The organism is Alteromonas sp. WD8-37 (assembly GCF_055326825.1).
The window spans coordinates 175,880-196,617 of record NZ_JBUZOV010000005.1 but is presented as its reverse complement, the minus strand read 5'-3'; the positions used below and the strand labels follow the sequence as shown (position 1 = coordinate 196,617).

18 protein-coding genes are annotated in these 20,738 nt (G+C 54.8%); 7 read left to right on the top strand and 11 right to left on the bottom strand.

Annotated features, from left to right (window positions below; all coding sequences use genetic code 11):
* Positions 1 to 20 precede the first annotated feature (20 nt).
* The gene (locus ACTUJZ_RS12955; protein WP_463636745.1) at positions 21 to 1,862 is read right to left on the bottom strand and encodes an ABC transporter ATP-binding protein; all 1,842 of its coding nucleotides are present in this window, start codon (positions 1,860 to 1,862) and stop codon (positions 21 to 23) included.
* A gap of 276 nt (positions 1,863 to 2,138) precedes the next feature.
* Here ACTUJZ_RS12955 and ACTUJZ_RS12950 point away from each other — a divergent pair, with 276 nt between their 5' ends.
* Positions 2,139 to 4,217, top strand: coding sequence for a M13 family metallopeptidase (locus ACTUJZ_RS12950; protein ID WP_463636744.1), 2,079 nt, complete (start codon positions 2,139 to 2,141; stop codon positions 4,215 to 4,217).
* A gap of 30 nt (positions 4,218 to 4,247) precedes the next feature.
* On the opposite strand, the gene ACTUJZ_RS12945 is transcribed toward ACTUJZ_RS12950, so the two are convergent.
* The 6 genes from ACTUJZ_RS12945 to ACTUJZ_RS12920 form a co-directional block, all read right to left on the bottom strand.
* Entirely contained in the window at positions 4,248 to 4,673 is a 426-nt protein-coding gene (locus tag ACTUJZ_RS12945) for an ACT domain-containing protein (protein WP_463636743.1), read from the bottom strand.
* Entirely contained in the window at positions 4,654 to 6,030 is a 1,377-nt protein-coding gene (dbpA, locus tag ACTUJZ_RS12940) for an ATP-dependent RNA helicase DbpA (protein ID WP_463636742.1), read from the bottom strand. Before dbpA ends, ACTUJZ_RS12945 begins: the two co-directional genes overlap by 20 nt.
* 19 nt (positions 6,031 to 6,049) lie before the next feature.
* Positions 6,050 to 6,889: a substrate-binding periplasmic protein gene (locus tag ACTUJZ_RS12935; protein WP_463636741.1), complete on the bottom strand. Its 840-nt coding sequence runs from the start codon at positions 6,887 to 6,889 to the stop codon at positions 6,050 to 6,052.
* Entirely contained in the window at positions 6,886 to 7,932 is a 1,047-nt protein-coding gene (gene pyrC, locus ACTUJZ_RS12930) for a dihydroorotase (protein ID WP_463636740.1), read from the bottom strand. The genes ACTUJZ_RS12935 and pyrC overlap by 4 nt, the downstream gene beginning before the upstream one ends.
* 67 nt (positions 7,933 to 7,999) lie before the next feature.
* Positions 8,000 to 8,560 carry a lipocalin family protein gene (locus tag ACTUJZ_RS12925; protein WP_463636771.1) on the bottom strand — a complete coding sequence of 187 codons (561 nt, stop codon included), beginning with the start codon at positions 8,558 to 8,560 and terminating at the stop codon, positions 8,000 to 8,002.
* Positions 8,561 to 8,578: 18 nt separating this feature from the next.
* Entirely contained in the window at positions 8,579 to 9,238 is a 660-nt protein-coding gene (locus tag ACTUJZ_RS12920) for a cupin domain-containing protein (protein WP_463636739.1), read from the bottom strand.
* Positions 9,239 to 9,362: 124 nt separating this feature from the next.
* Between ACTUJZ_RS12920 and ACTUJZ_RS12915 the strand changes: the two genes are divergently transcribed.
* Together ACTUJZ_RS12915 and gloA2 are read left to right on the top strand one after the other, a co-directional pair.
* Positions 9,363 to 10,316, top strand: a complete 954-nt coding sequence (locus ACTUJZ_RS12915; RefSeq protein WP_463636738.1) for an aldo/keto reductase — start codon at positions 9,363 to 9,365, stop codon at positions 10,314 to 10,316.
* Positions 10,317 to 10,321: 5 nt separating this feature from the next.
* On the top strand, positions 10,322 to 10,708 hold the full coding sequence (gloA2, locus tag ACTUJZ_RS12910) for an SMU1112c/YaeR family gloxylase I-like metalloprotein (protein ID WP_463636770.1): 387 nt from the start codon (positions 10,322 to 10,324) through the stop codon (positions 10,706 to 10,708).
* Between the two features lie 11 nt (positions 10,709 to 10,719).
* Here gloA2 and ACTUJZ_RS12905 read toward each other — a convergent pair whose 3' ends face one another.
* Positions 10,720 to 11,961: an MFS transporter gene (locus ACTUJZ_RS12905; RefSeq protein ID WP_463636769.1), complete on the bottom strand. Its 1,242-nt coding sequence runs from the start codon at positions 11,959 to 11,961 to the stop codon at positions 10,720 to 10,722.
* A gap of 225 nt (positions 11,962 to 12,186) precedes the next feature.
* Here ACTUJZ_RS12905 and ACTUJZ_RS12900 point away from each other — a divergent pair, with 225 nt between their 5' ends.
* Complete coding sequence (locus tag ACTUJZ_RS12900) at positions 12,187 to 14,139, top strand: alpha-amylase family glycosyl hydrolase (protein WP_463636768.1); 1,953 nt, start codon at positions 12,187 to 12,189, stop codon at positions 14,137 to 14,139.
* Between the two features lie 120 nt (positions 14,140 to 14,259).
* A complete protein-coding gene (locus ACTUJZ_RS12895) occupies positions 14,260 to 14,469 on the top strand; it encodes a hypothetical protein (protein WP_463636737.1) in 210 nt (69 codons plus the stop codon).
* A gap of 11 nt (positions 14,470 to 14,480) precedes the next feature.
* On the opposite strand, the gene folE is transcribed toward ACTUJZ_RS12895, so the two are convergent.
* A complete protein-coding gene (folE, locus tag ACTUJZ_RS12890) occupies positions 14,481 to 15,173 on the bottom strand; it encodes a GTP cyclohydrolase I FolE (RefSeq protein ID WP_463636736.1) in 693 nt (230 codons plus the stop codon).
* A gap of 376 nt (positions 15,174 to 15,549) precedes the next feature.
* Between folE and ACTUJZ_RS12885 the strand changes: the two genes are divergently transcribed.
* Positions 15,550 to 16,605, top strand: a complete 1,056-nt coding sequence (locus ACTUJZ_RS12885; protein ID WP_463636735.1) for an agmatine deiminase family protein — start codon at positions 15,550 to 15,552, stop codon at positions 16,603 to 16,605.
* Complete coding sequence (locus tag ACTUJZ_RS12880; RefSeq protein WP_463636734.1) at positions 16,592 to 17,479, top strand: carbon-nitrogen hydrolase; 888 nt, start codon at positions 16,592 to 16,594, stop codon at positions 17,477 to 17,479. Before ACTUJZ_RS12885 ends, ACTUJZ_RS12880 begins: the two co-directional genes overlap by 14 nt.
* Before the next feature lie 9 nt (positions 17,480 to 17,488).
* Here ACTUJZ_RS12880 and pdeM read toward each other — a convergent pair whose 3' ends face one another.
* Both pdeM and ACTUJZ_RS12870 read right to left on the bottom strand, forming a co-directional pair.
* Positions 17,489 to 18,223: a ligase-associated DNA damage response endonuclease PdeM gene (pdeM, locus tag ACTUJZ_RS12875; RefSeq protein ID WP_463636733.1), complete on the bottom strand. Its 735-nt coding sequence runs from the start codon at positions 18,221 to 18,223 to the stop codon at positions 17,489 to 17,491.
* 47 nt (positions 18,224 to 18,270) lie between these two features.
* Positions 18,271 to 20,712, bottom strand: a complete 2,442-nt coding sequence (locus ACTUJZ_RS12870; protein ID WP_463636767.1) for a ligase-associated DNA damage response DEXH box helicase — start codon at positions 20,710 to 20,712, stop codon at positions 18,271 to 18,273.
* Positions 20,713 to 20,738: the final 26 nt, after the last annotated feature.

Here is a 20,738-nt window from a genome sequence, read left to right as displayed (position 1 = left end):
TTACACGGTGGGTGTTATCCTTATTCTACGCCAATAAAGCCACCGGTCTGGTGCGCCCACAACTTGGCATATATTCCATTATAGGCTACCAGCTCGGCGTGGGTGCCCTGCTCTACCACGCGGCCTTCGTCGAGCACCAGCAACCGGTCCATCTGAGCAATGGTGGACAGGCGATGGGCAATGGCCACCACCGTTTTATTCTGCATCACTGAGTTCAGGCAGTCCTGAATAGCGGCTTCCACTTCCGAGTCCAGTGCCGAGGTGGCTTCGTCGAGCACCAGAATGGGCGCATCTTTGAGCAGCACCCGGGCAATGGCGATCCGCTGGCGCTGGCCGCCGGAGAGTTTGACCCCGCGCTCACCCACATGTGCATCATAGCCGGTGCGGCCTTCGTTATCAGTCAGGGTCTGGATAAACGCATGGGCTTCGGCTTGTTTGGCGGCGGCGACCATCTCAGCTTCACTGGCATCAGCGCGCCCGTACATGATGTTGTCGCGTACCGAACGGTGCATCAGCGAGGTATCCTGAGTCACCATACTGATCAGCGCGCGCAAGCTCTCCTGCTCCACCTCATCAATGGGCTTGCCGTCGATTAAAATCTGGCCTTGCTGGGTATCGTAAAAGCGCAGCAGCAGATTGACCAGGGTAGATTTACCCGCCCCGGAGCGCCCCACCAGGCCCACTTTTTCGCCGGGGCGAATATGAATATCCAGATTATCAAACACTTTAATCAACTGATTATGCGCGCCGGCATAGCCAAAACTGACTTTTTGAAATTCAATCTGGCCACCATTGATTTGCAGCGAACGCGCATCCGGTTTGTCCTGCACATCCCGTGGCCGGGCCAGAGTATTGATACCATCCTGGACAGTGCCAAGATTTTCAAACAAAGAGGTCACTTCCCACATGATCCAGTGCGACATGCCGTTTAAACGTAAACATAAACTGATGGCCACGGCGATGTCACCGGGCGAAACAATCTGGTGCAGCCACAAGTAGACTGACAACGCACCCACCGCAAAAATCAGCACCGCATTGGCCATCTCCACGCAGCTTTCCAAAATTGTGACCAAGCGCATTTGCGGGTAGACGGTATGTAAAAAATTGTCCATGCTTTCACGGGCATAGTTGGCCTCGCGGCGACTATGCGAAAACAGTTTAACCGTGGAAATATTGGTGTAGCTATCCACAATCCGGCCGGTCATCACTGAGCGTGCATCGGCCTGGCGTTGCGACACTGCTTTGAGCCGCGGCACCAGCATTTTCAAAATACATATGTACACCACAAACCACACCACCAGGGGCATGGCCAGTCGCCAGTCTGTGCTAAACAGCAGCACCACCATGGAAATAAAATACACGCTGATATAGACCAGCAAATCCAGCACTTTCATCACAGTTTCGCGCACCGACAACGCGGTTTGCATCACCTTGGTGGCCACCCGGCCGGCAAATTCATTCTGGAAAAAACTTAAACTCTGGCCCAGCAAATAGCGGTGCGCCTGCCAGCGAATGCGCATAGGATAGTTGCCCAGCAACGACTGGCGGCTAAACAGCGAGCGCAACAGAATAAAGCCAGGGATCAGCACCAGCACAGTGACCGCCATGCCCACCAGCGTCCATATTTCGTCGGCTAAAAAGGTTTCCCGATCATGCTCGGCAAACCAGTCCACCAGCTGGCCCATAAAACCAAACAGGGCCACTTCCAAAATGGCGACAATCGCACTTAAGACCGACACCACCGCGATGATTTTCCACATGCCCTGGCTGTAATAGCGGCAAAAAGCCAGCAACCCCTCGGGTGGCTGGTCGGGGGGCGAATCAGGAAATGGCTGGGTTAAGCGCTCAAAAAATGAAAACATAGAAAACCTATCTAAGAGCCAGTGGCAGGCACTGGCGACTGTCTTTATCCTGCAAACGGCGGCAGTCGGCCGCCCTGCCACGGATGCCGGGACTAGCGCACTATCATAGCACTGCATCCAAGGCCGGCTCCAGCCATTGTCGGGGCTGCTAAGCCACAGAACGCTACCCACAAAGTTGTTACAACTTATGTATTTATACGCAAAATGGATGTTTTGTGGGTCTGGCCATGATATTAAAAACTGATCACCTAACCCTATCCTCAATGGAAAACCAAAATGAAAAAAACACTCTTGAGTTTGTCGGTGCTCATGGCGCTCACCGCCTGTAGCCCGCAGCAGGAAGCAACCGAATCCACCTCCGGGGCCAACCAGAGCGCGGCTGACAGCAGTCAGCAACAAACCACCCAGACCTCCGGTGTCACTAAAGAAAATATGGATACCAGCGTGGATCCCGGCAATGACTTTTATGCCTATGTGAATGGCGGCTGGATGGAAAAAACCGAGATCCCGGCAGATAAATCCTCTTATGGCTCTTTCCAGATCCTGCGCGACCAGGCTCAGGAAGATGTACTGGAAATCATTCAGTCATCGGCCGAAGGCGACTTTAAGCAAGGCTCCAATGAACAAAAAGTCGGCGATCTCTACAAGTCTTACATGGACATGGAAACCCGCAATGCCCGCGGCTTGAGTGTATTGGATAAAGAGTTTGACCGCATTGAGGCGATCGAAGACAAAACTGCGCTGGCTACCTATTTTGCCTATGCCAACCGCTATGGTTATGGCTCGCCCTTCGCTCTGGGCCAGTATGTGGATTTCAAAAACCCGGATTCGTACATGATTTACGCCTGGCAAAGTGGCCTGGGCCTGCCAGAGCGCGAATATTATTTCAAAGATGATGAAGAGTCGGTGGCGCTGCGTGAAAAATATGTCGCCCACATTGCCCGCGTGCTGGAGCTGGCTGGCATGGAGCAGCCGCAACAACAAGCGGACACCATCATGGCGCTGGAAACCCGCCTGGCCGAATTGCACATGAAAAAAGAAGCCACCCGTGACTGGGCCAGCAATTACAACAAGGTCGCGCTGGATAAACTGGATACTGTGATGTCCGGCTTTGCCTGGGAGGCATTTTTTGAAGAAGCCAGGCTGACCGATCTGGATGGCTTAGTGGTAATGCAAACTGAGTTTATGCAGCAGTTAGACACGGTGATTTCCGAAACCGATCTGGATACATGGAAAACCTTTTTAAACTGGCACCTGCTCAACAGCAACGCCACAGTGTTAAATGAAGCCATGGACACTGCGCACTTTGAGTTTTACAGCAAAGAGCTGCAGGGTGTCACCGAACAACGGCCGCGCTGGCGCCGGGCAGTTGGCCTGCTGGATAGCACCGTGGGTGAAATTATCGGCAAAGTGTATGTGGAAAAGCATTTTCCGCCAGAAGCAAAAACGCGCATGGAAACCATGGTGGATAATCTGATCGCCGCTTACCGCGACAGTATCGAACAGCTGGACTGGATGACCGACGACACGCGCAAAGAAGCACTGGACAAATTATCCAAATTTACCGTGAAGATTGGCTACCCGGACCAGTGGAAAGACTACTCTGCATTAACCGTTAAACCCGATGATTTGTTTGGTAACCTGCGCCGCAATGCTGAGGTGCGTTATCAGGAGCTGCTGGAAAAACAAGGCGGCCCGGTCTGGGAGCATGAGTGGGGCATGACGCCGCAAACGGTAAATGCTTACTACAGCCCGCCGAACAATGAAATTGTATTCCCAGCTGCCATTCTGCAACCGCCGTTTTTTGATCTGAATGCCGAAGATGCAGTGAACTATGGTGGCATCGGTGCGGTTATCGGCCATGAAATCGGCCACGGCTTTGATGATTCCGGCTCGACCTTTGATGGCGACGGCGTCCTGCGTAACTGGTGGACCGACGAAGATCGCAAAGAATTTGAAAACCGCACTAGCATGTTGGTAGACCAGTTCAACAGTTTTGAGGCTTTGCCTGATCTGTTCGTAAACGGTGAATTTACGCTGGGCGAAAATATCGGCGATCTGGGCGGCATCAGCATTGCCTTAAAAGCCTATCATATGGCGCTAGGTGACAAACAAGCACCTACCTTAGATGGCTTCAGTGGCGATCAGCGGGTGTTTATCGGTTACGGCCAGGTGTGGGCCACCAAGTACCGTGATGAAGCCTTGCGCACCCAGGTACAAACCGACTCACACTCACCGGCGAAATTCCGTACCAATGGCGCTGTGCGCAATGTGGATGCGTTTTACAAAGCCTTTGAGGTGAGCAAGCAGGATGCGTTGTACCTGCCGCCTGAAGAGCGGGTCAAAATCTGGTAAGACCAACACGGGGCCGCTTCAGGCCCCTTTTTATTTTGTCAGTTGTGTCAGAGTGCTTAGCGCACGGTCGGCATCCTGCGCCGGCACAAACAGATGGTCGTGGCTGTAAGCGGCCACCACATTGGCACTGATCCCCTGCGCGGTGAGCGCCTGTGTTAACGCTGCGGTCAGGCCCACAGCGTGCAAACTGGAATGCACCTGGCAGGTAATACAGCAAAAAGGCCCTTCACCCACAAGGCTGGCACGCTGGGCCACTTCTTCTGTCACAATCAGAGTGACTCCTTCAGCTTCCCGGTACAGCATGTGAATATCGGTCAGTGGCAGCGTCACTGCATGACTATCGGCCAGCTGGCAAAAATAAAACTGCCGGGGATCCACGCTGGGTGCCAGGCTGCCTAGCAAACTGGCCAGCGCCTGGTCTTGCTCTTGCGCAGACTTAATTGAGTTTTCTGGCACGCACTTTTTTTCCTTTAATCCGGCCTTCACGAAACAGGCGCATCGCGCGTTTTACACTACGCTGCTTCACCGCCACATAACTGACCTGGTTTTGCACCGCGATATTGCCGATGTCTTCTGCCTCAATGCCGGCATCCTGGGTCAACGAGCCGACAAAATCGCCTGGTCGTAATTTTTGTTTTTTGCCGGCAGCCACGGCGATACAGGCAAACTCCGGAGTACGAATGCGGTTGGCATGAAAGCGTAGGCTCTGGGCCCCTTTACGGGTGTAGCGGGTATCCATCACCGCTTCAATGCGCTGTAAAAACGGTAACTCGGCCTCGCTACACAGGGTAAACGCTTTACCTTTGGCACCGGCTCGCCCGGTACGGCCAATGCGATGCACATGCACTTCGGCTTCTTCGCTCACTGTGTAGTTGATAACACAGTCTATCTGGCTGATATCCAGCCCGCGCGCGGCCACATCGGTGGCCACCAGCACCTGCAGGGCATCACTGGCAAACTGGGCCAATACCTCGGTGCGTTGCTGCTGACTTAAATCCCCTTGCAGAGACTTCACGGCAAAGCCTGCCGCAAAAAGCTGTGCATCCACTTCACTGACCTGCACCCGGGTATTACAAAATACCACAGCTTTATGCGGCTGGGCTTCTGACAACACCCCTTTTAGGGCATTGATGCGATGTTTATCATCGACCTGATAGACTGTTTCGTGGATATCTGGTTTGGCAGCCTCGGTGCTCACCTCATGATGTACCGGGTTACGCAGATACCGGTTGGCCTGCGCCCGAATACCTTCGGTATAGGTGGCAGAGAAAAACAAGGTCTGAGCAGTGTCCGGTGTCTGGCCAAACAATGCGGCGACATCGTCGGCAAAGCCCATATCCAGCATGCGGTCAGCTTCATCCAACACCCGCACCTTGACCTGCGATAGATCCAGTCGGCGTTTTTGCACATGCTCCAGCACCCGGCCAGGGGTGGCCACGACCACTGCCGCCCCATGTTTGAGCGACTGAATTTGCGGGCCCATGGCCTGGCCGCCGCACAGGGTTAGCACTTTTAAATTAGCCAGCTGACGGCCTACCACCCGGATCTGCTGGCTCACCTGCTCGGCCAGCTCCCGGGTCGGGCACAGTACCAGCATCTGTGGCTGGTGGCTTAATACATCAATATGCTGCAGGCCGGCCACCGCGAAGGCGATGGTCTTGCCTGAGCCGGTATTGGCCTGCACCAGCACATCGCGGCCGGCCAGGGTATCGGGCAGGCTGGCTGACTGCACCGGAGTCATTTGAGTAAAGCCGGCGCTATGCAGCGCATCACGGATCTCCGTGTGTAACGATAAGTCGGAAAATTGTTGCATTTATATATCCAAGGGTGCCTTAATCGGCAGTGGTTGAGGCGGCCAGATCAGTGTTGGAAACCTGGGTGCCTGGCATGGGCCCGCTAAGTAACAGCATGTTGTCATGAATGGTGGCGCGAATGCCCACCGCGGTATAGGCGGCCACTGCTTTTTGGCCTAAGCTGGTAAAGGTCGGGCTGGCTTTAAAGCGTTCCGCAGCACTGGTGAGCCGCTCGGCCAGCTGGGCATTGGCTGGCTTCCGGCTGACCGCCAGATAAGTTAAAAAGGGTAAATACGACGAGGTGGCCATCAGACTGTCACAACGCAAATCAGGCTGAGCGCATTGGGCGCGAAAACCAGACGGACTGAGCAATACCCCATCCGCCCGGCCTTTTTGCACCGCCAGTAAGGCTTGTCGCCAGGTGGTGACCGGCACCAGATTGGTGATCCCTTCTTGCCGGGCCAGCGCCTGGCGAAAATCATTGCGCACCACCGCAATGGAGGTGACAGGTTTGTCGGCCCGGGCATGCTCAGCGCGCACATACAGGGTCACCTCACTGGCCACCACCGGCGTGATCCAGTGAAACAAATTCTCACGTTCGGGGGTGCGGGCAATAGCTGGCAAGGCGGTACCTGCCGAGGTACTGACTTCGTGCAGCGCGCGGGCAAAAGGGGTAATCACCACATCGGCTTTCAGTCCGGCGGTACGCACAATCCCGCGGGCCACATCCACCGCAAAACCGGTGGGCCGGCCGGTGCTATCCAGCTCGGCTAAGACCGGCACCAGGTTGGTGTGAATTTGGATCGCATTACTGGACGTGGCCGCCTGGGCCAGGCCAGTCAATACCCCAAGAAGGAGCCCCGCTATCAGTTTGCTCATGCGTGCAAGCTTTTCTCCAGCTGCCAGTTCAGGGTCTGGCCGGCAAAAAATGGCACCATGGGGGTGCCATCGGGCAATTCCACCGTGTCTGGTACTGTCCAGGGTTCACGCACCAGGGTGATAGTGCCGCTGTTTCGCTCAAGGCCATAAAAATCAGCGCCATATTCGCTGGCAAAGCCTTCCAGTTTGTGCAACACACCAAGCTGTTCAAACACTTCGGCGTACAATTCAATGGCGCTCCAGGCACTGTAGCACCCGGCGCAGCCACACGGGTTTTCCTTTTTGTGGCGCGGATGTGGCGCTGAATCTGTGCCTAAGAAAAACTTGCTGGAGCCAGATGCCACCATATCCCGCAAGGCTTGCTGATGGGTCGAACGCTTTAACACCGGCAAACAATAATTGTGCGGACGCACACCGCCTACCAGTAAGTCATTGCGGTTTAGCAACAAATGCTGCGGAGTGATGGTAGCGGCCACATTGTCACTGGCCTGACTGACAAACTGCGCCGCGTCGGCGGTGGTGATATGTTCAAACACCACCTTTAGTTGCGGGAATGCATTCACGATGGGGATCAGATGCGTATCGATAAACACTTTTTCACGGTCAAAAATATCGATATGCGCTTCGGTCACTTCACCGTGGATCAACAGTGGCATGCCCTGCTCGGCCATTTCAGCAAACACTGGGTATAACGCATCGATACCTTTTACGGCGGCATCTGAGTTGGTAGTGGCACCAGCCGGATACAATTTACAGGCGGTCACACCTGCCGCAGAGGCTGCGCGAATATCATCCGCGCTGGTCTGGTTGGTCAGGTACAGGGTCATCAGCGGAGTGAATGAACTGCCGACAGGTCGGGCGGCTTCAATACGCTTTTTATAGGCCATGGCCTGCTCGGCATTGACCACCGGCGGCACCAGATTGGGCATTACGATTGCCCGGGCAAAACAACGCGCGGTAGCTGGTACGGTCTCGCCCAGCATGACGTCATCCCGAAAATGTAAATGCCAGTCATCTGGCGTGCGCAGTGTCAAAGATTGCATAAAAAGCCTGTAGCCGTCGTGGATATGCCGCTATTATGCCGTAAAAGTGAACACTAAGCACCCTTGATCATGGGTCGGTGTTGCTGGCGGCTGTGTCGGCTGCGGTTTGTGCGGTGTCGGCCTGGTCATGCTCCACATAAATCAGGTCAGCCGTGGTGTAGCCCAATTCACGGGCCTGATTGAGCAGCTTGTCTAACACCGGCTGCGGCAGGCTGGGCTGGCGGGACAAAATCCACAAAAAGTCCCGGTTGGGGCCGGTGACCATCGACCACTGATATTGTTCATCCAGCGCCATCACCACATAGCTGGCGTAAAACGGGCCAAAAAATGATACTTTGAGCCAGCCGGTGGTGGGCTCTTTAACAAAATAGGCTTTGCCCTCGGCTTCTTCCCACTCGCCTTTGGCATCGTTGAATCCGCGATTAATAACCGTGATGCCGCCGTCATCGCGCTGACTGTAGGTGGCGGTCACATTGCTCAAGCCGTCTTCAAAGCTGTGATCGAGCCGGGCAATCTCATACCAGCTACCCAGATAAGCCTGGCTGTCGAATGGTTTAACCGGCTCCACCTGGTCGGGCTTGGTGGTACAGCCTACCAGGGTCAGGCCCAGTGCCACCCACAAACTCATTTTTTTCACATCCACTCCTTATTCATTCAGATGACCGGTTTTCACCAGCACCAGCGCCGGCTCCTCAACCACGGTAAACTCACAGCGACTACCACCTGGCTGGCGGATCCAGCTGTGTGCCGGTAAGGTCTTATCAGCGCAGCACAGGCTGCCTTCAATCACCAGCGCTTCCAGGCCACCGGCTGGGATCACCGGTCGCCAGCACGCATTAGGGGCAAGCTTTAGCAAATGCGTGATCTGCTGATCAAACTGATGCAATGGCAATATCTGCTGCTGATCATCCATGCCCTGCTGCCACCCTGCCCGTTCATAGGAAATGGCCAGGGCCTGATTGTCGCCGGGCGAAAAGTGGCCCAGCTTGACAAACAAATCGCAGCCGGGCGCGGAAAACGGCGCATGCGCTGTGCCCGCGGGATTACGTAAATAGGTGCCCGCCGGATAATCGCCAGACTCATCACTGAAGGTCCCGTTAAGGACAAAAATTTCTTCGCCGCCCGGATGCGTGTGGCGAGAAAAGCGCGCGCCTTTAGCATAGCGCACCAGCGAGGTGGCCTGGCCGCTTTCAGCAGCTTCTCGGGCCAGCTTCTTGCGCCACACCCCATCAGCCGGCGCAGCTTCCCACTCCAGCTTGTTGGTGGTCAGCATCAACGGCTCGCGCATATCGGTATGTAACTGCATGATTTTGGCATACCTGTAAAAAACAATGAATAATGATGAATACACCGGAGTAACAGGTTCAGTTTAATATGCCTGCCGAGCCTGAAATGCTAGGCTTAGCTTTTGTTTTTTTGCGGAGAGCGCAATGCTGACACATCATTTTCCCAATGCCAGTACCCTGGTGTATGGCTGTATGGGCCTGGGCGGCCAATGGGACGACCAGCCGGTCACCGACGCAGACCGCCAGCATGCGCAGGCGGCTATTGAAGCCGCTCTGGCAGCCGGCATCACCGTGTTTGACCATGCTGACATTTACACCCTGGGTAAAGCCGAAACAGTCTTTGGCCAGATGCTGGCGTCGAGCCCTGAGCTGCGCGAGCAAATGATTATTCAGTCTAAGTGCGCCATTCGCTTTGCCGATGATGCCGGGCCAAAGCGCTATGACGCCTCTGCCGGCTGGATCAGCCAGAGTGTGGATGACAGCCTGGCGCGGTTGGGCTTGGAGAGCCTGGATGTGCTGTTGCTGCACCGTCCGGATCCGCTGATGGAGCTGGCCGAAGTCGCCGAGACCCTGACCCGGCTAATCAATGCCGGTAAGATCAAACATGTTGGCGTATCGAATATGAACAGCCACCAAATGGCGTTTTTACAGCAAGCGTTGGGCAGCCCGATTGTGGTGAATCAGCTGGAAATGAGCTTGTCGGCGCGACGTTTTATCGAAGAAGGCATCACCACCAATACTGATGACAATCCGCAGTATGGGTTTGCTGCCGGTACCATGGAATATTGCCAGCAACATGATGTGCAGCTGCAGGCCTGGGGAGCGCTGGCCCAGGGGCGCTTTAGCGGCGGCCAGCCTGATAGCCCGACCGACCAGGCCACTGCGCAGTTGGTTGCCGAGCTGGCAGAGTTTTACAATGTCTCGGCCGAAGCTGTGGTACTGGGCTGGCTGACCCGTCACCCGGCCTGTATCCAACCGGTGATTGGCACCACTAACCCGCAGCGCATTGCTGCCTGTGCGGAAGTCGATCACCTACGGTTATCCCGCGGCCACTGGTATCAGCTACTGGAAACAGTGCGCGGTCAGGAGATCCCCTGATGGCACTGGTTGACGGAATTCATCATGTGGCAATTATTTGCAGCGACTATTCACGCTCCAAAGCCTTTTACACCCAGATCCTGGGGTTGCCGGTGCTGGCCGAAAATTACCGCGCCGAGCGCGACTCGTACAAATGTGATCTGGCTCTGCCGGATGGCAGCCAGCTTGAGTTGTTTTCATTTCCCGGCGCGCCGCCGCGACCCAGCCGGCCCGAAGCACAAGGCTTGCGCCATCTGGCGTTTCGGGTAGCGCAGCTGCAACCAGTTATTGATAACCTGACCGCCGCCGGCATCGATGTGGAACCAGTGCGTACCGACCCTTACACCGGACGCTTGTTTACCTTTTTTGCCGACCCGGATGGCTTGCCGCTGGAGCTGTACGAAATTACATAGCCAGCAACTGATTAGTCTGACAGCGCGCCATAGTCGCGCGCTTCTATTTCAGCCAGTCGCTGTTCGGTAGGATTGGCCAGATAGTTGTACACCAGGCCGATAAATAAAATACTGGCAAAGCCGGTGGCCACCATAAAGCCGTATTTGGCAGCGCCGCCCATGGCGTCACTGACCAGGCCCATGATAAGCGGGCCAGCAGCTGCGCCAGCCGCGGTGAAAAATAAAATCACCCCGGCCACACTGCCATGTTGATGTTTTTCAAAGCAGCTGATGCCCTTGGAATTAAAGGTAGGATAAATCACTGACATAAAGATGCCGGTGAGCGGAAACAAAAACAGCGCCAGCTGTTTACCCACAGCCAGGCCCGCCACAAAGCACACCACAATGGCGCCGCTAAATACCATCAGCACCAGCGCCCAGTTAAACCGCGCCATCATCCAGATACCCACAAAGCGACCCAATGCCCGCAGCACAAAAAAAGCGGTCACCGAATAAATCGCCAGCTGACGGGTCAGCCCATCGCTGTAACAGGCATAGGTGCTTTGCATATCCACTGCATCACACACCAGGTAGCTGGGCATCCACACATAAATCGCACTTTCGGCCGCGACATACAAAAAGGCGCCTACCGAAAAGCCCAGTGCATAGGGGTTTTTAACCAGTTTTAAGGATTTGCCCAGCGACACCTTGTCCGGATTGCCCACATCACTGGTGCTGTCTGACTGGCGATGATGAGCTGGATAGCGCACCCAGGCTGCCACTATAATCAGCAAGGTACAGATGCCGCCGGCAATCACATACAAATACTGCCAGGCCACGCCCTGATGGATCAGCCAGGCCACCGTCAGGGGGCCGATAATAGCGCCCACGCCAAAAAAGGCTTCGGCGCCGTTCATGGTGGCGGTGTGCTGACGGGTTGAAGAAGAAATATCGCCAATCAAGGCCAGCGCGCCGGTTTTAAAGATCCCCACCGCGATGCCCGATAAGCTCATCAGTGCCACAATAAAGACAAAGTCGTTAGCGATTAAAAAGCTGTAGCAGGCCAGCCCAAATATGGCCAGGCCCAAAATGATAGTAGGCTTGCGGCCCAGCTTGTCGGCTAAAAAGCCCAAAAACAATCCGGCCAGTGCAATCCCCAGCATGGGTAATGAATGCATCAGACTGGCCTGAGCATTGGTCACATCAAAGGCTGCTTTGACCTCTTTGATGATCTCGCCCACCGAGTCGGAGGTCATGGCAAACATCATAAACATCAGGTACGTCAGCCACCGGATGATATAGCTGTTGGATTGCTGCATGGGTTGTTCTGCCTGTTACAAGCGCGTTTACGGCTGGTTGAGCCGACGCGGCAAATTAATTTGCTTGTTGAGCTTAATCGTTTAAGATAAATTAGCAAGAGTTTACAAAATTGTAAACAATATTGTGAATACTTTGTTAGTTGCCAGACGCGAGGCTGGCGCTGGTCAGGAGACTGTATGATGAATTATGCCGCCGATGCGCACACCTGCTTAGACCGCATTCTTGCCACGCTGGACTTGCGCAAATTGAGCCGGGATGAGCGTACCCTGTTCCATAGCCGGCTGGATACCCACTTTGCCCGGCTGTTTGACTTATATACTCAGGTGTACGGGCATCAGTATGACTGCTATTTTCATTTACAGCAGTTAATGGCAACCCTGGCCGAAGGCATGCAGCAGCGCCCGGCCAGTCTCAAACAGCAGGATGAAGCGGCCATCACAAACCCTTTGTGGTACCGAAGCGAACAGGAAGTGGGCATGGCCTGCTATGTGGATTTGCTCGGCCCGACCTTAAACGACCTGCAGCATAAAATTCCGTACTTTAAAGCCTTAGGCATCACCTATGTGCATCTGATGCCGTTATATGCTGCGCCTGCCGGCGACAGTGACGGTGGCTATGCTGTCTCAGACTACCGCAAGGTCAATCCCACACTGGGCACCATGGCGCAGCTGAAAAAACTGGCGGCGGCGCTGGCCAATGCCGGGATCCGGCTGGTGCTGGACTTTGTGTTCAACCATACCTCGGATGAACACCCTTGGGCCCAGGCTGCGCTAGCCGGTAACCCTACCTATCAAAATTATTATTATCTGTTTGATGACCGGCAGCAGCCTGACCAGTACGAACAAACATTACGCGAGATATTCCCGCAGGTGCGCCGCGGCAGCTTCACCTACAACGACACCATGCAAAAATGGGTATGGACCACCTTTAACAGTTTTCAGTGGGATCTTAACTATGCCAACCCGGCGGTATTTAATGCCATCACTGCGGAGATGCTGTTTTTAGCTAACATTGGCAGCGCGGCGCTGCGCTTAGATGCGCTGGCCTTTATCTGGAAAGAGATGGGCACCGACAGTGAAAACCGGCCACTGGCACATACGCTGATCCAGGCCTTTAATGCCTGCCTGCAAATTGTGGCCCCGGCGGTGGTGTTTAAATCCGAAGCCATTGTGCACCCCAAACACGTGGTGGAGTACATTGACCGCGATGAATGTCAGTTATCCTATAACCCCTTGCTGATGGCCTTGAGCTGGAACAGCCTGGCCACCCGCAAAACCCGCTTGCTGACCCGCTCCATGCAGGAATATTTTGCTATCCCGCGGCAAACTGCCTGGGTCAACTATGTGCGCTGTCATGATGATATCGGCTGGACCTTTGATGATGACCTGGCCTGGCAACTGGGAATTAACCCGCATGATCATCGTTTTTTTCTCAACCAGTTTTTTACCGGCCGCTTTGACGGCTCATTTGCCAACGGCGTGCCCTTTGCTGAAAACCCCAGCACCGGTGATTGCCGGGTGTGCGGCACCCTGGCTTCACTGTGCGGGCTGGATCAAGCGCTGGAGCAGCGCAGTGAGCATCTGGTGGAGGTGGCCATCGCGCGCATGAAGTTGCTATATGGTATTGCCTTTAGCATCGGCGGTATTCCGCTGTTGTACTCCGGCGATGAGCTGGCGCTGCAAAATGATTACAGTTATCGGCAGGATCCGCACAAGCAGCACGATGATCGCTGGGTCAACCGGGTGGCGGTCACCAACCAGCAGATTGCTCAGGTCATGAGCCCGGCCAGCCCCACCACCCTGGCGGCGCAGGCCACTCAGCACACGTTTAAAGGATTACAGCAACTGGTGAGCTTACGTAAGGCGCATCCGGTATTTGGCGACAGCACCACGCAAATTTTAGACACCGGCAACCCGCATTGCTTTGCCTATCTGCGTAGCCATGACAACGGCGATAAATTACTGGCGTTGTGTAATTTTTCTGAGCAGGTACAGCAGCTCAACAGCCAGATTTTGCAGGTGCTGGAACAACACGACGCCACCGATTTGTTTACCGGGCAAGCACTGCCCAAACAAACTGAGCTGCTTACGTTAAGTGGTTATCAGCAACAATGGTGGCTGGCCGGCGCGTAACTGCGGGCTATCACGCAGATTCGCACATTGCTGCCATTGTGGTGCGGTTCTTGTAACACTCATTACAGATTTGTCATCAGGCTGCGACCCGGTAGCCTGCTTAGCTGAGATGAGGAAACCATGCAAGCGGCCACCGAACATGAGTATTTATGCCCTCACTGCGGGCACATCAATGTGTTACAACATCATGAATTGCGTGATAAATGCACCGAACAGTATGCAAAATGCGACAACTGCGCGGTGATGCTGGAAATTGTGTCGGCCGATGGCATTGATGATCAGATCAATCTGATAGTGACTGAAGCGCCGCAGGAGCTGGTCATTCGCTGACCAGCAAATATTTAACGGCTGTCGGCAAAAAATTCACGCCGCAAATTAGCGTCGCTGTTAAACAAGCCACCCAGCGCGCTGGTGCGCGTATAAGAATTGGTGTCGCGAATACCGCGGGCCTTTACACAATAATGGGTCGCATTGATACTTACTGCCACATCCTCAGTGCCGGCCAGGGTTTGAATGGCCACCAGCACCTGCTGGGTTAACCGTTCCTGCACTTGCGGACGCTGCGCAAAAAATCCTACTAAACGATTAATCTTCGACAAGCCTAACACCCGCTCTTTGGGAATATAAGCTACCGACGCGGTACCATCAATGGTCACAAAATGATGTTCGCAGGTGCTGGTCAGGCTGATATCGCTGACCTGTACCGGCTGATCCAAACGCATCTTGTTTTCGATATTGGTAATTTTGGGAAAGTTGGCGTAGTCCAGACCGCCAAACAATTCATCCACATACATCTTAGCAATCCGTCGCGGGGTATCGGCCAGGCTATCGTCTTCACGATCCAGGCCCAGGGCATCCATGATATCGGCCATTGCCGCTTCAATTCGGTCACGCTTTTGGGCCGCACTGAGCTGATTGTCGATCATCGGGGTTTCCAACCCGGTGTCGATCAGCGCCTGACGAACCAATTGTGCTTCTTTGGCAATTACCGGCTCCAGTGCGTCACGCACCACTACCGCTTCATTTGCTAGCATGATATTTCCAACCCAACCACATCTGTGGAATTTACATCGTTTTGCTTGTTCAGAGCCTCAGTTGTCGAGCCCCGAAATTGCTATGTGTATGCCCAAGCTATTGTTGCAGCATGTGCATGCAATGTTGTGAGGTACAGGCATAAACTGTGACCTGAGTAAGTTTGCCCCGCAGATTGCAGGGTAAGTGTAACATAAATACGTTTAAAATCTGCACATGGCAAAATCAATGGGATCTCAGATGGGGCAGATGTGTACAAAATCAATGGCGGTAAGCTAATTTGCCTTGAAGCGCGAGGCGTATTAGCCCGCACAATTTTGGTTTAAGCCAACCCCGCCCGGCGGTATACTTGGCGCTATGCAACCCTCGAGAAATACTATGAATTTGTCTTTATATCCAGAATGGCAGGCGTGTGAAGCCGTGATGCTGGCCTGGCCCCATGCTGATACCGACTGGGCGCCCTGGCTGGAACAGGTCGAGCAGGTCTATACCCAGGTGATTGACGCGGTTAATCAGGCCGGCGCCGGTGTAATTTTGCTATGCGAGCCAGCCGATGCCGCCACCATTCAGGCGCGTCTCGGTAATGAGCGTCAGGTTTTGTTGGTCAGTGCTGAGTACAATGACACCTGGATGCGCGATTATGGCTTTTTGACCGTGGCCGGTGAGCATGGCCCTCAACCGGTGGAATTTTTGTTTAATGGCTGGGGCCAAAAATTCAATGCGATAAAAGACAATCTGGTCAATCAGACAGTCTTGGCCGGGTTGTGTGCGCAGCCTTTGCTGTCGTTTGACCGGGTGGTGGAAGGCGGCGCGCTGGAAATTGATGACAATGGCCACCTGCTGTCCACCGCGCAATGTTTGTTAAACCCCAAACGCAACCAGACCATGACCCTGGACGAATACAAATCTTTGTTCAGCGAGGCATTGGGGGCCCGAAAAACGACGATTTTCACCCAGGGCCATTTGCTTGGCGATGACACCGATGGCCATATTGATACCCTGGTGCGCTTTACGCCGCAGCAGGGGGTGGTGATCCAGGCCTGTGATAATCGCCAGGAAGATCCTCATTTTGCCGGTTTGCAGGCTCTGTGTGAGCAGGTGGCCGAGGCATTGCCGGAACATACCCAGTACCGGCTGCCGCTGCCGCATATGGTGAATGCAGAAAATGAACGATTACCCGCATCCTATGCGAACTTTTTAATCTGTAATGAGTCTGTATTGGTCCCGGTGTATGGCCAGCCTGAAGATGAGGCAGCCCTGGCGGTGATGGCGCAGGCTTTTGCCGGCCATCAGATTGTGCCGGTCGACTGCGCGGCGCTGATCCAGCAATTTGGCAGTTTACACTGTATTTCTATGCAAGTACCACAAGGCACCCTGACCGACGCGGTACGCGCTCAACTGCAACAAGGAGTTACGCTGTATGGCAACCCTTAAAGTAGGCCTGGTTCAACAGGCTGTTGAGAACAACGACAAAGCCATTAACTGGCAAAAAAGCGCAGATAAGATCGCGCAGCTGGCGGCGGATGGCTGTGAGTGCATCCTATTACAGGAATTGCATAGCACCTTGTATTTTTGCCAGCAGGAAGACACCGCGGCATTTGATTTAGCTGAGCCCATTCCTGGCGCGGCCACCGAGTTTTTCGGGGCACTGGCCGAAAAATATAATGTGGTGCTGATCACCTCGCTGTTTGAAAAGCGCGGGTCGGGCTTGTACCACAATACCGCGGTAGTGTTTGACCGCAGCCGTGAAATCGCCGGTAAATACCGCAAGATGCATATCCCCGACGACCCGGGTTTTTATGAAAAATTTTATTTTACCCCGGGTGACATGGGCTTTGAGCCCATTCAAACCAGTGTGGGTAAACTGGGTGTGCTGGTGTGTTGGGACCAGTGGTACCCGGAAGCCGCTCGCCTGATGGCCATGCGCGGTGCTGATATGTTGTTTTACCCTACTGCCATCGGCTGGGATAAAACCGATACCGAGGACGAGCGTCAGCGCCAGTTTGGCGCCTGGCAGACCATTCAGCGTTCGCATGCGGTGGCCAACTCGGTGCCGGTGATTGTCGCTAACCGGACCGGGTTTGAAGCCTCGCCGGTGGATAACGACCCGGGCATTCAGTTCTGGGGCCAAAGTTTTATCACTGGCCCGCAGGGTGAAGTACTGGCCCAGGCCAGTGCCGATGAAGAAGAAACTTTGATGGTGGAGCTGGACCTGGCGCGCACCGAACAGGTTAAGCGGATCTGGCCATATTTTCGTGACCGCCGCATCGATGCCTATGACGAGCTAACCAAGCGCTGGCGCGACTAGGTGTACACGTCAGGGTGAGGCCCGGCGGGCCTTGCACAGTGCAAATATCCGCTCATCCTGGAGCACAAAACACTGCCGCTGTGATAGCGGCAGTAGTGTTTGTAGCGCCGGATCGTCCACCCATAACCCACCGGTATACTGGCCAAAGGCCGGCATCATCAGCATCTGCGGAGTCAGCGCAAAACAGCGCCCGCTGACCCGCTGGCGGCCAACCCGTTGGCGCACTTTGGGATGATAATGGCCCACCACCTGATAATCACAGCCAGGCCAGTTGTCTTCGGGTTCATGACAAAAGCCGGTGCTGCTGATCGCCAGCCGCGCATGGCGTTCGCCGCTCAGCGCTGCCGGAATAGCCGGGTCGTGGTTACCTAAGATCCAAATCCAGCGCGGCACGGTGTCGATCATGGTTTGCAACTGCGCTTTTACAGCTGACTGCATGCGCTCAAATGCCGCGCCATCGTGAAAACTGTCGCCTAAACATATCAGTGTCGAAGGGGTATACAGCGCCAGCAGTCGCGTCAATCGGTCCAACGTAGCCTGGCTGTCGAACAATGGCAGCGGATGACCAAAACTGCCTAGAAAACTGCCTTTTTCCAAATGCAGGTCTGACACCACCAAAGTGTCGTGAGCGGCTAGATAGGCCACCCCGCGGCTGTCCAGCAACCAGGTATGGGCACCAAAGCGCACCGGCGCAATGCGCGCGGCACTGACCTGCTCATGTAACCAGTCAGAATCTGTGACCACAACAACTACCTTTTTCTTTACCTATTACTGCTGCCTGCAAAAGACCGCTAATGTTTGGTGCTCAACAGCGCCTTGACCTCATCCAGCATAGATTCGGCTTCGGCATACAAATCGGCCTGCTCCATCAGGGCATGAGCACCGGCGCCTTTGACCTGTTCCGAGCGCACATCCAGCACAATGGGAATGGCCATGGGCGAGGCTTTTTCTAAATTAATCAGGCGGGTTTTGCCCACAAAGCGGATCAGCATGTCAGCCAGCCGGCGCAAATCTAACAATTCGCGCTCCGCATCGGCCCGGGTGACGGCCAACAGGATATGGTCAGGATCATACTCACGCAAGGTGTCGTAGATTAAATCAGTGGAAAAGGTGACCTGTTTCATGGTCTTTTGGCTGCTGTGAAAACGCTGTTCAGTCAGCCCGCTGACAATCGCCACCCGCCGGAAGGAACGCTTGAGCATGGGCGCCTGTAGCATCCAGTCTTCCAGCTCATCGCCTAAAATATCCGGATTAAATAAACTATCCAGCTGGGTCTGGCTGATAGGTTTCATCGAAAAAACAGATAAGCCATAATCGGTCACACTGAATGACAGTGGCTGCAGGCGCTGTTTTTCCATGCGCTTGGTGAGCAGCATGCCCAGGGTTTGGTTGGCTTTGCGCCCTTCAAAGGTATAAAACAATGCCACATTGGTTTTGCGGTATTCAAATTGTTCAATCAGCACCTGGCGGGTATCGGGGATGGCAGAAAACTGCTGTTGCAGCTGCAGCCACTGCTGCACCTGGTCTGGTAACTGGCGCCAGCGCGCTGGTGTGTCCAGCAGGTCGCGCACCCGCTCGGCTAAAAAAGTGGATAAGGGCATCTGACCGCCGGCATAACTGGGGATTTTCGGCTCGCCGCCTTTGGCTGGGCGGGCGTGCAGTTGCATATCGCGAATGGCTTCAAATTTAAGCACCTCACCGGCGAATAAAAAGGTATCGCCGGACACCAGCTGCTGAGCAAAATATTCTTCCACCTCACCGATGATTTTGCCCTGATTGCCGCGCCGGATGCGTTTAACTTTGACCCTGCCCGCTTCCACGATGGTGCCGATATTTTGCCGGTGGCGCTGGATCACGCGCTTTGATGCAGCCACCCAGCCGTCCTCGGTCTGCTCTAAGCGCCGGTAGCGCTCGTACACCTGCAACGCATAGCCGCCGTCCACGGTAAACTGCCACAGTTTATCAAACTCCTTGCGGCTTACCCCCTGATAGGGCGCAGCATCTAAAATTTGCTGATACAAGATATCGGGGGACACCGGTTCGCCGCAGGCACAATTTAAAATAAACTGCGGCAAGATATCCATGGCGCCGGGCAGCGGCGCATCGCCATCCAGCTCATCATTGGCAATGGCATCAATAGCAGCCTGGCATTCGATGGCCTCAAAGCGGTTGGCCGGCACCAGCAGGGCCCGGCTGGGCTCATCCAAGCGGTGATTGGCGCGGCCGATACGCTGTAATAAGCGGCTGACCCCTTTGGGCGCGCCGACCTGGATCACCAAATCCACATCCCCCCAGTCGATGCCCAGCTCCAGTGCCGAGGTACAGACAATGGCGCGCAACTGGCCGGTGGCCATCAGATTTTCAGTTTTGCGACGCTGTTCTTTGCTCAACGAGCCATGATACAGCGCAATGGGTAGCCCCTGGCGATTTTCCTCCCACAGCATCTGAAACACCATTTCCGACTGTGCCCGGGTATTCACAAACACCAGCGCGGTGCCGGCAGCGCAAATCGCCTGGTAGATATCCGGGATGGCATAGCGGGCCATAAACCCGCCAAACGGCATACGCGCTTCACTGTTGAGTAAGGTGATGGCCGGCTTAACCGGTGCCTCCACCTGCAACACCGCCGCCGGGTCGCCGGTGGGCCCCAGCCAGGCCGCCATCAGCTCAGGCTCAGCCACCGTGGCCGACAACCCAATGCGCCGCATGGCCGGGGCCAGCGATTGCAGGCGGGCCAGCGCCAGGCTGGTAAAATCGCCGCGTTTGTTGGCCACCAGACTATGCGCTTCATCGATGATCACTGTGCGCAGCTTGCCAAATATTTTGGGCGCATCCGCATAGGAGAGCAGCAACATCAGTGACTCCGGGGTGGTCAGCAGTATATTGGGCGGTTTGCGCCGCTGACGCTGGCGTTTGTGCGACGGGGTATCGCCGGTGCGGGTCTCAATGCTGATGTCCAGGCCCATTTGCTCCACCGGCTCCATCAGATTGCGGTGAATATCCTGGGTTAAGGCTTTTAATGGTGAAATATACAGGGTATGCAGGCCGGTGTGCGGCTGCTCGGCCAACTCCACCAGGCTGGGCAAAAACCCGGACAGGGTTTTACCGGCCCCGGTGGGCGCAATCAGTAAGGTGGCATGGTGCTGGTCGGCCTGCCTGAGCATGGTGGCCTGGTAGTCTCGCAACTGCCAGTCACGGCTGGCAAACCATTGGCTAAAACGTGGGGGAAGAATACCCGTTCCTCATCGGCATCAGTCAC